11 protein-coding genes, 9 tRNA genes and 2 rRNA genes are annotated in these 15,547 nt (G+C 47.5%); 2 read left to right on the forward strand and 20 right to left on the reverse strand.

The features are described from left to right. Positions 1-10: 10 nt before the first annotated feature. Positions 11-1,633 (forward strand): stage V sporulation protein B, encoded by a 1,623-nt coding sequence (gene spoVB / locus MKY01_RS25095; protein WP_339284038.1) that lies wholly within the window; start codon positions 11-13, stop codon positions 1,631-1,633. Between the two features lie 3 nt (positions 1,634-1,636). Here spoVB and MKY01_RS25100 read toward each other — a convergent pair whose 3' ends face one another. Beyond that, positions 1,637-2,395 carry a DUF421 domain-containing protein gene (locus MKY01_RS25100; RefSeq protein WP_339284040.1) on the reverse strand — a complete coding sequence of 253 codons (759 nt, stop codon included), beginning with the start codon at positions 2,393-2,395 and terminating at the stop codon, positions 1,637-1,639. Between the two features lie 183 nt (positions 2,396-2,578). Here MKY01_RS25100 and MKY01_RS25105 point away from each other — a divergent pair, with 183 nt between their 5' ends. Next, positions 2,579-2,971 carry a TIGR04086 family membrane protein gene (locus tag MKY01_RS25105; RefSeq protein WP_036616878.1) on the forward strand — a complete coding sequence of 131 codons (393 nt, stop codon included), beginning with the start codon at positions 2,579-2,581 and terminating at the stop codon, positions 2,969-2,971. Positions 2,972-3,096: 125 nt separating this feature from the next. On the opposite strand, the gene yajC is transcribed toward MKY01_RS25105, so the two are convergent. From yajC to MKY01_RS25200, 19 genes are all read right to left on the reverse strand, one after another. Then, positions 3,097-3,408, reverse strand: a complete 312-nt coding sequence (yajC, locus tag MKY01_RS25110; protein WP_036616875.1) for a preprotein translocase subunit YajC — start codon at positions 3,406-3,408, stop codon at positions 3,097-3,099. Between the two features lie 67 nt (positions 3,409-3,475). Then, on the reverse strand, positions 3,476-4,612 hold the full coding sequence (gene tgt, locus MKY01_RS25115) for a tRNA guanosine(34) transglycosylase Tgt (protein WP_036616872.1): 1,137 nt from the start codon (positions 4,610-4,612) through the stop codon (positions 3,476-3,478). A gap of 35 nt (positions 4,613-4,647) precedes the next feature. Continuing rightward, positions 4,648-5,676 (reverse strand): tRNA preQ1(34) S-adenosylmethionine ribosyltransferase-isomerase QueA, encoded by a 1,029-nt coding sequence (queA, locus tag MKY01_RS25120; RefSeq protein ID WP_339284042.1) that lies wholly within the window; start codon positions 5,674-5,676, stop codon positions 4,648-4,650. A 6-nt stretch (positions 5,677-5,682) separates the two neighbouring features. Further along, complete coding sequence (locus tag MKY01_RS25125) at positions 5,683-7,770, reverse strand: SpoIID/LytB domain-containing protein (protein ID WP_315372447.1); 2,088 nt, start codon at positions 7,768-7,770, stop codon at positions 5,683-5,685. Between the two features lie 105 nt (positions 7,771-7,875). Further along, positions 7,876-8,886 (reverse strand): Holliday junction branch migration DNA helicase RuvB, encoded by a 1,011-nt coding sequence (gene ruvB, locus MKY01_RS25130; protein ID WP_036616868.1) that lies wholly within the window; start codon positions 8,884-8,886, stop codon positions 7,876-7,878. Between the two features lie 56 nt (positions 8,887-8,942). Continuing rightward, positions 8,943-9,557 (reverse strand): Holliday junction branch migration protein RuvA, encoded by a 615-nt coding sequence (ruvA, locus tag MKY01_RS25135; protein ID WP_036616866.1) that lies wholly within the window; start codon positions 9,555-9,557, stop codon positions 8,943-8,945. Continuing rightward, positions 9,554-10,057, reverse strand: coding sequence for a crossover junction endodeoxyribonuclease RuvC (gene ruvC / locus MKY01_RS25140; RefSeq protein WP_017686765.1), 504 nt, complete (start codon positions 10,055-10,057; stop codon positions 9,554-9,556). The genes ruvA and ruvC overlap by 4 nt, the downstream gene beginning before the upstream one ends. A gap of 312 nt (positions 10,058-10,369) precedes the next feature. Beyond that, positions 10,370-11,062: a BofC C-terminal domain-containing protein gene (locus MKY01_RS25145; protein WP_339284045.1), complete on the reverse strand. Its 693-nt coding sequence runs from the start codon at positions 11,060-11,062 to the stop codon at positions 10,370-10,372. A 202-nt stretch (positions 11,063-11,264) separates the two neighbouring features. Beyond that, a tRNA-Pro gene (locus tag MKY01_RS25150) sits at positions 11,265-11,338 on the reverse strand. A gap of 7 nt (positions 11,339-11,345) precedes the next feature. Then, a tRNA-Leu gene (locus MKY01_RS25155) sits at positions 11,346-11,424 on the reverse strand. 16 nt (positions 11,425-11,440) lie between these two features. Next, positions 11,441-11,517, reverse strand: a tRNA-Arg gene (locus MKY01_RS25160). Positions 11,518-11,523: 6 nt separating this feature from the next. Next, positions 11,524-11,598: transfer RNA gene (locus MKY01_RS25165), tRNA-Gly, on the reverse strand. Positions 11,599-11,621: 23 nt separating this feature from the next. Continuing rightward, positions 11,622-11,699, reverse strand: a tRNA-Asp gene (locus MKY01_RS25170). Between the two features lie 27 nt (positions 11,700-11,726). Further along, positions 11,727-11,800, reverse strand: a tRNA-Met gene (locus MKY01_RS25175). Between the two features lie 17 nt (positions 11,801-11,817). Next, positions 11,818-11,893 (reverse strand) — tRNA-Val (locus tag MKY01_RS25180). Positions 11,894-11,899: 6 nt separating this feature from the next. Continuing rightward, positions 11,900-11,971: transfer RNA gene (locus MKY01_RS25185), tRNA-Glu, on the reverse strand. Positions 11,972-11,975: 4 nt separating this feature from the next. Next, positions 11,976-12,051 (reverse strand) — tRNA-Asn (locus tag MKY01_RS25190). Positions 12,052-12,134: 83 nt separating this feature from the next. Then, a 5S ribosomal RNA gene (gene rrf / locus MKY01_RS25195) occupies positions 12,135-12,251 on the reverse strand. Between the two features lie 143 nt (positions 12,252-12,394). Further along, a 23S ribosomal RNA gene (locus MKY01_RS25200) occupies positions 12,395-15,320 on the reverse strand. Between the last annotated feature and the right edge of the window lie 227 nt (positions 15,321-15,547).

Below are 15,547 nucleotides of genomic sequence, written 5' to 3' on the forward strand. Positions count from 1 at the left end.
AGGGGTAGTCTTGAAGAAACAGACATTTATCCAGGGGGCCATGATCCTGCTCGCGGCAGGCATAATTAATCGAATACTTGGTTTCATCCCGCGCATTGCGCTGCCACGAGTCATCGGTGCAGAAGGTGTTGGCATCTACCAATTGAGCTATCCCTTTTTTATCGTACTGGTGACATTAATTACGGGTGGTATTCCGCTCGCCGTAGCCAAGCTCGTAGCCGAAGCTGATACCGGTGCCAATCGTTATTCCCCCCAGCGAATCCTGCAAGTAAGCTTAAGCTTTACGTTGACCTTGGGTGTAGTATTCATGTTTTTATGCATCCTATTTGCACCCTGGGTTACCAAGTACGTGCTCACAGATGAGCGGGTATACCATACGTTTGTTAGTATGAGCCCCATGATTGCCATTATCGCCGTATCTGCCGTCTACAGAGGGTACTTCCAAGGCAAGCAAAATATGATGCCTACTGCCATTTCATCCATTGTTGAAACCATCATTCGCATTGTCTGTGTCATCTGGTTTGCTTGGCTTCTCCTCCCCCACGGTATTGCCCAAGCTGCTGCTGGTGCCATGCTGGGAGCGCTTGTTGGAGAATTCGGCGGTATGCTTGTACTCTTGTGGAAGTATAACAGGCAGAAGAAAGAGTTACCGCTCGCTAACCAACAGAACATGTCCAATCTCACAGCCAAACCTTTAAACCCAATACATTCAGTTCTGAAAGAAACAGGTACTCCACAGCCGGGATTAATCCGGCGTTTGCTTGCAATCTCTATTCCTGTTACAGCAGGCCGATTGGTTGGCTCCTTATCCTATCTGGCCGAAACCATCGTTACTGCCCAGAGTCTGGCTCTGGCAGGCATATCCAAAGGGCTCGCTACAGCACAATATGGTGCATTACAAGGTATGATTATTCCTTTGCTGCTGTTGCCGGGGGCACTAACCTCATCGCTCGCGACATCACTTGTGCCTTCACTGTCCGAAGCTTCTGCTCAGGGAGATCGCGCACTGATTCACAAAAGAATGCATCAGGCATTACGCTTGGCACTTGTGACAGGTGCTCCGTTTTCCGTGTTTATGTATGTGCTTGCCGAACCGATGTGTCTTGTTCTGTATAATGATGCATCGATCGGAAGCATGCTGAAGCTAATGGCTCCCTTTGCTTTGTTCATTTATATTCAAGCTCCTCTTCAAGCTGCACTACAAGCTCTTGACCGTCCGGGTAAAGCATTGCTGAATACGTTTATCGGTGCTGTTATCAAAATCACGTTGATTTTAACGCTTGCTTCCCGGCCTGAATATGGCATCTTCGGTGCAGTCATCGCTATCTGTGTGAATTCTACGGTAGTTACCCTGTTACATGCCCAAAGTGTACGTAGCCTGCTACAGTTCCGCTTCAAAATGATGGATTGGGTCAAGACGGGTGCAGGAATGTTTATCATGGGAGCAGCGACCCTACTCGTATACGAAGAGACTGCCATGATATTGCCTTTTTGGGTGAGGATGCTTCTCGCTCCTTTTGTCGGGCTTATCGTGTATTTCATCGTCATGGGCTGGACCAAAATGATTGACTTTCATGATCTGTCCCGTGCTCCTTTGATTGGTTCATGGTTCAAGCGCCGCTCAGGCAAATGATTTTCATTTTTTATCATCTTTTGGACTGACATATATCTTCCCATTGTGGTCAATGGAGCATATAAATACATCCTTGAAATCCATAATTCCGTTATGTTGAATTTGATTTTTCAGCCAAAATCTCGTTTTCTGGATGATCTCCAGATTCTGATCCTGGACCTTTCCGTCCATAATCAAGGGTAGTGGCAGACCTTCATATTTGATATTTGGAAATCCGTCAATCTGATTTTTCTCTGTTTTGGATTTACCGGAAGAAGCCCCTTCTGAATCAGAGCCGCAAGAACTGCTGCCGTTAGAAGTATTCTCATCCTTGGGAAAAACGGTCAGCTTGCCTGTGGTCTCCAAAATAGCGAAATCAACCTCACCGATACTGTCTACATTCTGTTCACGGAGCTGTTGTAATAGATCATCCAGATTATATCGTTGCTTCCGCATCTCATCCCGGTGAAGAACGCCTTTGGAGATCAAAACAGTAGGTTTCCCATCAATTATCAGGCGAAGACGCCGACTTTTAAGACCTATAAACGCCATTCCGATCTGTACAATGATCAAGGTAAGCATGGGGGCAATCCCGTGAGAGAGCGGTTTATCAATATCTTCAATGACAAAAGCAGCCATTTCAGCAAGCATAATGGAGACAACAAGATCAAACATGGATAGCTTACCAATCTCACGTTTACCCATAACCCTCATTGCACAGTACACCAGAAAGTACATGAGAATGGTTCGAAAGATATGTGATCCGACATCTGGGAAGTTCACAACAGGGGTCCTCCTTCGAAACTGAGTTTTTAACAGTTAGCTGGGTAGTGCAATCCCTATTTTGACCTGAACCTTACATGCTCATGCAGAAATAATCCGTTCATTTAATGGAAAACAGTTCATAAGTCCGAAGGCTTGACCATACACTGTATTAACTTATAACTTGTACAAGGGGGTTGCTTCATGCAATTGATCCGCCGCTTGGTTTCGTTTCGAGTGTCCAATCCGATTCTGTCAGGCCTCTGTCAGGCTTTTGTATGGATGTTTATCGGGGCATTTATTCTCTCCTTGTTTCTCTGGATGAGCGGAATGCGGGAACAGGACCTCTCATTGTATACCTATGTTGTTCATGGCTTGTCATTATTGGTTGGTGGTTTTGTCGCAGGCAAACGTTCTGGTGAAAAAGGATGGTACTACGGAGGGATTACCGGAATCGTATATGGACTGCTTGTGCTGTTGATCGGATTTCTCGCGCTGGATGCTTCGTTTAATTGGAAGGATAGTTTACAACTGCTTAGCGCGTTCTTCATTTCAGCTCTCGGTGGCATGTTCGGTGTTAATACGCATCGCTCCTAACTGACTGGTAAAGAACATCGACCTTCCCTCATAAATCAAAAAAGAGAACCGGGTCTCCAAGGAGATCCGGTTCTCTACTAGGGAATACGCCACAAACGCACCCTCGTTATTCTATGTTACAGTAACTATTCAACAGCCGTATCACGAGCTACAGCCGTGCTGATTGCATTACGGTCAAATGTAAGCTTAGTTACATCGTTTACACGCAATACAACCACATCGTCCGTAATCTCAGCTATCGTACCGTGAAGGCCACCAATCGTTACAATTTTATCGCCCTTTTTCAATTGGCTTAGCATGGAATTCCGTTGCTTTTGCTTTTTGTTCTGTGGACGAATCATTAAGAAGTAGAAAATCGCAACCATGAGTACTAAAGGTACAATCAAAGATACGATCCCACCGCCTTGCGCTCCTGCTAGAGGCATTCCTTGAAACATTCAAACTCCCCCTTATCGACTATACATACAGATATTGCTTGTTACGCCGGTTCCCTCAAAACCTCAATCAGAAACCTTTGTCATTGTCATGAAGACCATATTGATCGAAAAATTCATCCCGGAAATCAAGCAAACGATCTTCCATAATGGCTTTACGTACATTACGCATCAGATTCTGCAAGAAATGAAGATTATGGATCGTTGTCAAACGCAGGCCAAATGTTTCATCTGCTTTGATCAAATGACGCAGATAAGCTCTGGAATAGTTGCGACAAGTGTAGCAATCACATTCAGGGTCAAGTGGCCCAAAATCAGTTGCAAACTTGGCATTGCGAACTACCAGACGTCCTTGGCTGGTCATCGTTGTTCCGTTACGGGCAATCCGAGTTGGCAGAACACAGTCGAACATGTCCACTCCACGAATTGATCCCTCAATCAACGCATCGGGCGAACCTACCCCCATCAAATAACGTGGTTTATTGGATGGCAACAAAGGTAACGTATAATCCAATACACCATACATCAAATGTTTCGGTTCTCCAACACTCAGTCCACCAATAGCATACCCCGGGAAATCCATGGAAGTCAAATCTGCGGCGCTCTGACGGCGAAGATCTTCATGCATGCCTCCCTGTACGATGGCAAACAGACCTTGGTCATGCGGACGAGCGTGACTTTCGAGACAACGTTCTGCCCAGCGGCTTGTTCTTTCGAGTGATTTTTTTACATATTCATATTCAGCCGGATAAGGTGGACATTCGTCAAACGCCATCATAATATCGGAGCCAAGTGCATTCTGGATTTCCATCGCCACTTCAGGAGAAAGGAACTTTTTGTCTCCATTCAGATGAGAACGGAAGTTAACGCCTTCTTCCGTAATCTTGCGCATCTCGCTGAGAGAAAACACTTGGAATCCGCCGCTGTCTGTCAAAATTGGACGATCCCAGTTCATGAATTTGTGCAATCCGCCAGCTTCACGGATGATTTCATGTCCTGGTCTCAGAAACAGGTGATAGGTATTACTCAAAATAATCTGAGCATCCATTTCTTTCAACTCTTCAGGGCTCATTGTTTTGACAGTCGCCTGTGTACCTACAGGCATAAAGGTTGGTGTCTCAATAATACCGTGAGGTGTATGTACACGTCCCAGACGTGCACCGGATTGTTTGCAAGTTTTGATATGTTCATACGTAATTGCTGCCATTGGTTTTAATCATCCTCTAAAAGTTAATCGTTATACTAATATATCAACATGGCATCGCCGAAGCTGAAGAACCGGTATTTCTCTTGGATGGCTTCCTCATATGCCTGCATAATATGTTCCCTGCCTGCTAGTGCACTAACCAACATAACCAACGTGGATTTCGGGAGATGAAAATTCGTAAGCATCCCATCGATCACTTTGAAGGAATAGCCTGGGTAGATGAAAATGCTGGTCCATCCGCTGCTCGCTTGCAGTATTCCATTTTCAAATTTGCTGCCTACCGTTTCCAAAGTTCGGCAGCTCGTTGTCCCAACCGCAAAAACACGGTGTCCATTCGCTTTGGTCTGGTTAATCAGGTCTGCTGTTTCTTGTGACAAGGAGTAATACTCCTCATGCATAACATGATCTTCAACAACGTCAACCGACATTGGTCTGAACGTTCCCAGTCCTACGTGAAGCGTAATGAAGGCGACATTAACACCTTTGGCACGAATCTGATCCAACAATTCATCCGTAAAGTGCAGTCCCGCTGTAGGTGCAGCCGCCGATCCTTCATGCTTGGCATACACGGTCTGATACCGTTCGCGGTCATCCAATGTCTCCTTGATATAAGGTGGCAACGGCATCTCACCAAGACGATCCAGAATCTCTTGAAAGATTCCATCATACGTAAACGTAAGTGTACGTGCCCCCATCTCGCCCTCTTCTTCAATGATTGCCTTCAATTCATCACCAAATACGATGACCGAACCGGCTTTCAGCTTTTTACCCGGCTTAACCAGTGCTTCCCACTTGTCGCCTTCCACATTTTTGAGCAATAACACTTCCGCTTTTGCTCCGGTATCTTCTTTTGTACCGAACAGACGGGCTGGTAGAACACGTGTATCATTCAGAATCAATGTATCACCGGGATTCAGAAAATCGATAATATCAGGAAACGTTTGATGATTAATCTCACCACTATCTTTGTTCAAGGTAAGCAAACGGGATGCCGTGCGATCAAGTAACGGCGTCTGTGCTATCAATTGCTCTGGTAATTCAAAATCATATAAGTTCACATTCATTTAGTTTCATTCCTTAACAATAGTCGCATTTTGATAATAGTGTTTCAATATTGCCTGGTAATCATACCCTTCATCTGCCATGCCTTTGGCTCCCCATTGGGACAAGCCCAATCCGTGGCCATTGCCCTGACCGATGAACATGAAGGTCTGACCCTGCGTTACCGCTCTCGCTTGACCATCACCACTCATAACCACAAGTGCATTACCGGATGATGTTCCTGCGCCAGAAGAAGACAATACAGAGGCACCATTTGAGCCGGTTTTACTGGCTGTTTTGCCGTCAGCGCCTAATACAGTATAACTTCCGGTCCCTGCAATATCAAATAAAGTACTCGGTAATCCACCGAGCGCAGAGCGGTATGTATCGGCATATTTCACCGTCATAGCCTGTCCATTGGCAGTGACTTCAAGTACTCTTCCGGAAGGTCCACGCTTGGTCACTTCCAAGGTTGAGATTGAAGCAGGAGCAGACGCTGTTGTTTTACCCTGAAGGGATTTAACCAACTGGGCAGACGTGAAAGGTCCTCTCACCCAAGCATAATCGTTGGATTGAGCCACTTTTGCCAACACAACAGCTTCGTTGCCTGGATTCATTTTGGCTACAGGTTCAACGGTGGATTGAACTAACGGAACGGCACGCACATTGGTATTCTGAGCCGTTACCGTCACTTTTGCCAGTCCTGCATTGGTCTTGGTCGTTAATTCTTTGATGTTGTCCTCACGAATGTACCCGCTAACGCCTGTACCCAGTAGCACATGGTACCACGTATGTAATCCTGCCTGGGCTGATGTATCTCCTGAACTAACCACATTGGTGAACACACCTGCTCCGCCGTTCCATACCTCAGAAGGATGAGCCGTCTGGCCGCCAGCATTAGAGGAGAATACAGCTTCGATGATTTTCCCACCGCTCTTGACCACTTCTCCAGCAGTTGCATCCACTGCACTGGTTACTTTATCGTTCTCCGAACCAATCCCGTTGTAGGCTTGGCTGAGCGTTGTATCCACGACATTCGCAATTTTGAAACGTTCACCCTGTTGAAGCGCGTAGGATCGAGCAGCTACGGCTTGAACTTTCAGAGCTTCAGCAGGCCAGGAGGAATACACCTCTGCCCCTACGACAGAGTACAGGTATTGCTCCAGTGGAACGACGTTGACCAACGCCAGATCACCACTTACGATGCTGATTTCCATATCTCCACGATACGTTCGCTGGGAACGTTCCACTACTTTGATCCCATTGCCATTCCCTTGTACCAATGCTTTGGATTCAGTACCTGCAATGGTGTAATGCGGAGCTGTTTTGAGTGCATCCGTACTTAATCCTGCATCCTGGCGGATGATGAGCCCTGCATTAGTGTTGACAGGTGAAAGGCTTACCCCCGGAGCTTTGGCTTCCACACTGTTCTTCAATGCGGTTAATTCCGCATCCGTTGAAGCTTCACCCACCCATACCGCGTATGCTTGGCTTCCACCACTCAGTTGAAGGACTGGATAGACACTACTAACTCCTGTTGATAAAAGGATGGCTTGTGCTGCCTCTGCTTCCTGAATCGAACCATAGGTTCCAGCAGACAGGCGTTTACTTCCCGTTACAGCTGGCTTTTGACCAGCCAATTGAGCTGCTGCTACCTTTTGTACTCGTGTAACAGCTTGTCCTGCCAGTGCCTCCGTTGCATAGTTGCCTGTGTAGAGCTGGTAAATGGCATTTCCATTCACAGACGTTGTGAACAGCAACGGTTTATCTGCGGTTGCCTGCAACAATTTTGCTGCTGCAGATGCTGCCTTAAAGTCCGCTGTTTCCAACACCTTTACTCGGAATCCATCTGCACTGAAACGGACTTGTCCTGCCGGAAGGTTTACATTTGCGCCGCTCTCCGATTGGATGCTCCATTGTCCTGTCGATTCAAGCGTGATGAGTGGTGTAGTTGATTTATACGTACTGCCCAGATTCGCAAACATGGCTACCCGGATCGTCTGTCCATCATTTGCTGCTGCATACGCAGGCACTTGCAAACAACCCACTGTCAAAAGAGCTGCCGCCAGTACCTTCAATCGACGACTCCACTTCTTCGTTCGTATTGCTTTTCCCACAATCAGACTCCTCTCCATGCATTTCTTTCATTTTATATCGGGTTAACACGTGATTATTTCAAGGTTTATGGTGAACGTTCAAATGAGCATGTTCAACAGATTCGATTATTTCCCATCTCTTGGTGGAACAGGAAGACCCAAATGATGATAGGCGAGATCTGTTACGATCCTGCCCCTTGGTGTACGCTGAATCATACCAATCTGAAGCAGATACGGTTCATAGACATCCTCGATCGTCTGACTTTCTTCACCGATTGTAGCAGCAATTGTATCCAATCCTACGGGACCTCCCCGGAAGCTGTTGATCATCGATTTGAGCATCTTATGGTCAATGTCATCCAGGCCACGCGGATCAATCTGGAGACGTTGCAGCGCTTCTTCCGCCAGTGTCTGCGTTATAATCCCATCACCACGCACCTGTGCAAAGTCGCGTACTCGTTTTAACAAACGGTTCGCGATCCTCGGTGTCCCACGTGAGCGCAATGCAATCTCTTGCGCAGCATCTCCCACAATCTCCACACCCAAAATTTCGGTAGAGCGTGAGACGATATAAGCCAGCTCATCAACCGTATAGAATTCCAATCGACTGATAACACCAAATCGATCTCGAAGTGGAGCAGACAGCAAGCCAGCACGCGTTGTAGCCCCAATCAGAGTGAATGGTGGCAGATCCAGCCGAACGGAACGTGCACTTGGACCTTTACCAATCATAATATCCAATGCCGAATCTTCCATAGCAGGGTACATGACTTCTTCAACCGTACGATGCAAACGATGAATCTCATCAATAAACAGGACATCGCCTTCCTGCAGATTGGTTAACAATGCTGCAAGATCACCCGGGCGTTCAATGGCAGGGCCTGACGTAGTTCGTAAATTAACGCCCAATTCGTTGGCAATAATATTGGCAAGTGTTGTTTTACCAAGTCCAGGTGGTCCATATAACAAAACGTGATCCAATGCCTCATTACGAAATTTGGCAGCTTCAATATATATCTTTAAATTTTCCTTCACCTGATTCTGCCCGATATATTCATTCAGATACCTGGGACGGAGACTCAACTCAACATTTTGGTCCTCCATCATCAGGTTCGCGGAAATAATCCGGTCATCCATGTTCATCCCTACCTTTTTTTGCAGGCTACAGCTATATTATAATATGCAAATTTGTATTATCCCGTAAACAGCATTTGCAGCGCCTTTTTCATCAACACATCAACGGAATCTGCTGTAGTAACATCCTTTTTCAATTTGAGCCATACTTTATCAAGCTCACTGTCAGTATACCCAAGTGCCTTGAGACCTTCACGTGCCTCATCCCAGGCTGAACCACTTCCCGACTCTTCCGATGGAGGAGCGAACAACCCTGTTGCATACGCTGCCGCGCCAAAACTATCCAGCTTATCCTTGAGATCCAGAATCATGCGTTGTGCAGTCTTCTTGCCGATGCCCGGCAATTTGGTCAAGAACGTAAGATTCTCCTGATAAATCGCCGTAACCACATGTTCTGGTGTACCTCCAGCGAGTATGCCCAGAGCTACTTTTGGACCGATACCGGATACTTCAATCAGTTTACGGAACAAACGTTGCTCATCCCGTGTAACAAATCCAAACAGCAACATCGCATCCTCACGCACATGATGGTGAGTGTACACGGTAATTTCGCCTTCTTGCTTCGCAAACGCAAATGGATTTGGACAGAATACGCGATAACCTACACCATGAACATCCAGCACAATATAATCATTCTCTACATGAATGAACTGTCCTCTTAGAAAATCAATCATTTTCGCAATACCTCATTCAACTTGGAATTTAATGTATAAGAGTGTGCGTGGCACACGGCTACAGCCAATGCATCCGCTACGTCATCCGGCTTAGGAACGACCTGAAGACGCAAGAACATTTTGACCATTTCCTGTACTTGCTTCTTCTCTGCTTTACCGTACCCCACAACAGCCTGCTTGATCTGCATTGGCGTATACTCTGCAATAGGCAGACCCTTCTGTGCGGCAGCGAGTACCATAACTCCTCTAGCCTGACTCACAGACATCGCTGTTGTAACGTTCCGATTGAAAAAAAGTTTCTCCAGCGCTACTGCGTCCGGTTTGTATTTATCAATCAATTGCACCATACCTTCATATACGTGAAGCAACCGTTCCTCTTCAGGGGTATGAGCTTCCGTCTGAATACATCCATATTGTACGGGTACCACCTTACTGCCGATTTTATCCACAAAACCAAAACCAACAATCGCAATCCCCGGGTCAATTCCCAAAAAACGCAAAACCATCTCTCCCTCACAAAAGCGAACATATGTATCGTTCATTTCATTATAACAAAAGATAGACCCTGCGGCAGGAAAAACTTTGTCTAACTGATTACTCGTCTTTATTCGTGAATTTTTTACATGTTTATACGTATTTTCATGTATTTCAGTTCAAACGACAAAAAGGACATCTCTTCGATGTCCTTCACCACATTCCACGTATCGTATTTTAGATTCTATCGCTTGGTTACGTAAACCAACAATGTTATTGCTATTGCCACCATCGTTTCAGTACTTCACAATTTTAATACCGTAGGTGAGGACGTTGGATTACCCGCCATTACGGATTAAATGATGGTCTTCATCCACGGCATAGTCACTGAACGTAGAGATCACGCTATCATACTCATCCTTGTCTTGAATCCGAATACCCTGCTGCAATTGCTCCAGTACGCCTTCAGGCAAAGAACTTTCCAACGTTCCAACATCCAATTGAAAGAACGTACGAATAACCTTCTCTTCTGCAGGCTTACCCTCGTACAAATTAAGGTTCCCTACAGCATCTATGCTGATATAAGCCTGTTGTTTACAAAGCGGTGAAAGGTCATCTACACGTTGCTTCAAATGCAACTCATCTGATGTTCCAACGGTAGCATCCCATTCCGGATGTTGAGCCAGCAGCATCTTCAACTGTGGTCTAGCCATCTTGCCTAACTGCTCTGTTTCCACTCCGCAGATGTACTTTGTCTCCAAAACCACACTTGTTAAATGATCCGGATCAGAATCAAGTTGCTCTACTAACGCCTGAATCTCCTGTTCAGATCTTGTTTCCTGCGTAACAGGGCCCATCACACTGGTTGCCTCACTAAAATTAGTTGTCAGCAAACGCTCTATCGCCGATGAGATAGACAACCCGCTGTAAGCCAATATCGTAACTGCAAGCAGAGCCACCGTCATCCATACTGTTCGTTTCCACCGTCTCCAGCGTCTCTTGAATTGTTTTCTGAAGTTAAACGTGTTCACATGAACCCCTTCTATCACTTTTTAAACCTATTGTGACCTAAAGATTGAGGCTTTATGCACAATTAACTTGTAGTCTGAAGAAGGAACACACATGTGTTAGGTTAGAGAATTTGTCATAGTTAATATCGAACCTGCATTTATAGAATCTTATATAGATAAATATAAAAAAACACTATCTATAATTAGATAGTGTTTTTAGAGATCGGGATGACACGATTTGAACATGCGACCCCCTGGTCCCAAACCAGGTGCTCTACCAAGCTGAGCTACATCCCGTTATATATACCGGCGAGAGGACTCGAACCTCCACGGTTTCCCACTCGATTTTGAGTCGAGCGCGTCTGCCATTCCGCCACGCCGGCAAATTTGAAGTTATAATGGCGCGCCCTGAGAGATTCGAACTCCCGGCCTTTTGATTCGTAGTCAAACGCTCTATCCAGCTGAGCTAAGGGCGCAAATATTGGAGCGGAAGACGGGAATCGAACCCGCGACCCTCGCCTTGGCAAGGCGATGCTCTACCGCTGAGCCACTTCCGCACACGGTATTATTAATATAAAAATGGCGGAACCGACGGGATTCGAACCCGCGATCTCCTGCGTGACAGGCAGGCATGTTAGGCCAACTACACCACGGTTCCAGATCACTTTCTCAAAGGAAAGTATAATTGCGGGGGCAGGATTTGAACCTGCGGCCTTCGGGTTATGAGCCCGACGAGCTACCGGGCTGCTCCACCCCGCGTCGTTATAAAGTTTATATGGTGGAGGCTGAGGGGATCGAACCCCCGACCCTCTGCTTGTAAGGCAGATGCTCTCCCAGCTGAGCTAAGCCTCCATATTATGACCCGTAGGGGATTCGAACCCCTGTTACCTCCGTGAAAGGGAGGTGTCTTAACCCCTTGACCAACGGGCCTTAATGGCTCCCCGAACAGGGCTCGAACCTGTGACAACTCGATTAACAGTCGAGTGCTCTACCAACTGAGCTATCAGGGAATATATGCATTTGCAGTGCAAATGCAATTCATCGTACAACATCAACATGCAGAGCCTGTTTTCTATGTATGATGAAAGAGTTCGCTTGGCGGCGTCCTACTCTCCCAGGACCCTGCGGTCCAAGTACCATCGGCGCTAGAGGGCTTAACGGTCGTGTTCGGGATGGGTACGTGTGGAACCCCTCCGCCATCGCCACCAAACGTGATTTGTCGAAGCATAGCTTCTTAAAATCAGATATGGAACTGAAAATCATACTCACGTTCTGTGATGTACCAATTTTCATTTCAGAGATCATTCTCTGAAAACTAGATTCGAAACGAAACATGCGATTTAGAACTTGCTATTGGATAAGCCCTCGACCGATTAGTACTGGTCAGCTCCATGCATTGCTGCACTTCCACCCCCAGCCTATCTACCTCGTCGTCTTCAAGGGGTCTTACATACTGGGAAATCTCATCTTGAGGGGGGCTTCACGCTTAGATGCTTTCAGCGTTTATCCCGTCCGTACATAGCTACCCAGCGGTGCTCCTGGCGGAACAACTGGTACACCAGCGGTACGTCCATCCCGGTCCTCTCGTACTAAGGACAGCTCCTCTCAAATTTCCTACGCCCACGACAGATAGGGACCGAACTGTCTCACGACGTTCTGAACCCAGCTCGCGTACCGCTTTAATGGGCGAACAGCCCAACCCTTGGGACCTACTTCAGCCCCAGGATGCGATGAGCCGACATCGAGGTGCCAAACCTCCCCGTCGATGTGGACTCTTGGGGGAGATAAGCCTGTTATCCCCAGGGTAGCTTTTATCCGTTGAGCGATGGCCCTTCCATGCGGTACCACCGGATCACTAAGCCCGACTTTCGTCCCTGCTCGACTTGTAGGTCTCGCAGTCAAGCTCCCTTATGCCTTTGCACTCTTCGAATGATTTCCAACCATTCTGAGGGAACCTTTGGGCGCCTCCGTTACTCTTTAGGAGGCGACCGCCCCAGTCAAACTGCCCACCTGACACTGTCCCCGCACCGGATTACGGTACCAGGTTAGAACCTAGATACGATCAGGGTGGTATCCCAACGTTGCCTCCACACAAGCTGGCGCTCATGCTTCAAAGGCTCCCACCTATCCTGTACAGATCGTACCCAAATTCAATATCAAGCTGCAGTAAAGCTCCATGGGGTCTTTCCGTCTTGTCGCGGGTAACCTGCATCTTCACAGGTATTAAAATTTCACCGGATCTCTCGTTGAGACAGCGCCCAAGTCGTTACGCCATTCGTGCGGGTCAGAATTTACCTGACAAGGAATTTCGCTACCTTAGGACCGTTATAGTTACGGCCGCCGTTTACTGGGGCTTCGGTTCACAGCTTCGGATTGCTCCTAACCACTCCCCTTAACCTTCCAGCACCGGGCAGGCGTCAGCCCGTATACTTCGCCTTACGGCTTCGCACAGACCTGTGTTTTTGCTAAACAGTCGCTTGGGCCTTTTCACTGCGGCCCCCTCGTGCTATTCACACTACCGGGGCACCCCTTCTCCCGAAGTTACGGGGTCATTTTGCCGAGTTCCTTAACGAGAGTTCTTCCGCGCGCCTTAGAATACTCTTCTCGCCTACCTGTGTCGGTTTGCGGTACGGGCACCATCACCTGGCTAGAGGCTTTTCTTGGCAGTGTGAGATCATGACCTTCGCTACTATAATTTTCGCTCCCCATCACAGCTCAGCCTTACAATGTGCGGATTTGCCTACACATCAGCCTTACTGCTTAGACGGACATCCATCAGTCCGCGTCACTACCCTACTGCGTCCCCCCATTGCTCATAACGGCTTACGGTGGTACAGGAATTTCGACCTGTTGTCCTTCGACTACGCCTTTCGGCCTCGCCTTAGGTCCCGACTTACCCTGAGCGGACGAGCCTTCCTCAGGAACCCTTAGGCTTTCGGCGGATCAGATTCTCACTGATCTTTTCGTTACTCATACCGGCATTCTCACTTGTATAATGTCCAGCGCTCCTTACGGTACACCTTCAACCCTTATACAACGCTCCCCTACCCCTGATGCAAAGCATCAAGCCATAGCTTCGGTGGTGTGTTTAGCCCCGTTACATTTTCGGCGCAGAGTCACTCGACCAGTGAGCTATTACGCACTCTTTCAATGATGGCTGCTTCTAAGCCAACATCCTGGTTGTCTGTGCAACTCCACATCCTTTCCCACTTAACACACACTTGGGGACCTTAGCTGATGGTCTGGGCTGTTTCCCTTTTGACAATGGATCTTAGCACTCACTGTCTGACTCCCGGAAGTAAGTCTATGGCATTCGGAGTTTGACTGAGCTTGGTAACCCTTGCGGGCCCCGCACCCAATCAGTGCTCTACCTCCACGACTCTGTTTTCCGAGGCTAGCCCTAAAGCTATTTCGGGGAGAACCAGCTATCTCCGAGTTCGATTGGAATTTCTCCGCTACCCCCACCTCATCCCCGCATTTTTCAACATGCGTGGGTTCGGGCCTCCAGTGCGTGTTACCGCACCTTCACCCTGGACAGGGGTAGATCACCCGGTTTCGGGTCTACGTCCACGTACTCATTCGCCCTATTCAGACTCGCTTTCGCTGCGGCTCCGGCTCTTCACCTTAACCTTGCACGGGAACGTAACTCGCCGGTTCATTCTACAAAAGGCACGCCATCACCCCTAAAACGGGCTCTGACTTTTTGTAAGCACACGGTTTCAGGTTCTATTTCACTCCCCTTCCGGGGTGCTTTTCACCTTTCCCTCACGGTACTGCTTCACTATCGGTCGCTAGGAAGTATTTAGCCTTGGCAGATGGTCCTGCCGGATTCATACGGGGTTTCACGTGCCCCGCACTACTCGGGATCCGTCTCGGAGGGAACAGACTTTCAACTACAGGGCTTTTACCTTCTTTGGCGGGCCTTTCCAGACCTCTTCGCTTAACCGGTTCCTTTGTAACTCCATGTGAGACGTCCCACAACCCCAAAGAGCAAGCTCTCTGGTTTGGGCTTCTCCGCGTTCGCTCGCCGCTACTGACGGAATCACTATTGTTTTCTCTTCCTCAGGGTACTTAGATGTTTCAGTTCCCCTGGTATGCCTCTACACAACCTATGTATTCAGTTATGAGTAACTGGAAATTACCCCAGCTGGGTTTCCCCATTCGGACACCCCCGGATCAAAGCTTGCTTACAGCTCCCCGAGGCAGTTTCGTTGTTCGCCACGTCCTTCATCGGCTCCTAGCGCCTAGGCATCCTCCGTGTGCTCTTAGTAGCTTAACCATTTTGTTCCGGTTTCGGTCGCTCGCTTCCCTTGTTTTGCTTGCGCAAAGCCAAAAGTCGCTCTCACCCGATACCATCACAAAAGCAATTTAACTACCTTTATACACTTGACTTGTTTGCACAAGTTCAGCTTAAAGGAATGTTCTAATTCGCGTTTGTTTCGTTTCGATATCTAGTTTTCAAAGAACAAGCTCCATGCAAAAGCAAGCTGTTTGAGAGTTTGAGCT

Source organism: Paenibacillus sp. FSL R5-0486, assembly GCF_037975155.1.
GTDB lineage: Bacteria > Bacillota > Bacilli > Paenibacillales > Paenibacillaceae > Paenibacillus > Paenibacillus amylolyticus.

Excerpts from the sequence above, each read along its gene's own strand:
- MKY01_RS25105 (WP_036616878.1), top strand. The coding sequence starts at position 2,579 with ATGCAATTGATCCGCCGCTTGGTTTCGTTTCGAGTGTCCAATCCGATT.
- yajC (WP_036616875.1), bottom strand. The coding sequence starts at position 3,408 with ATGTTTCAAGGAATGCCTCTAGCAGGAGCGCAAGGCGGTGGGATCGTA.
- tgt (WP_036616872.1), bottom strand. The coding sequence starts at position 4,612 with ATGGCAGCAATTACGTATGAACATATCAAAACTTGCAAACAATCCGGT.
- queA (WP_339284042.1), bottom strand. The coding sequence starts at position 5,676 with ATGAATGTGAACTTATATGATTTTGAATTACCAGAGCAATTGATAGCA.
- ruvB (WP_036616868.1), bottom strand. The coding sequence starts at position 8,886 with ATGGATGACCGGATTATTTCCGCGAACCTGATGATGGAGGACCAAAAT.
- ruvA (WP_036616866.1), bottom strand. The coding sequence starts at position 9,557 with ATGATTGATTTTCTAAGAGGACAGTTCATTCATGTAGAGAATGATTAT.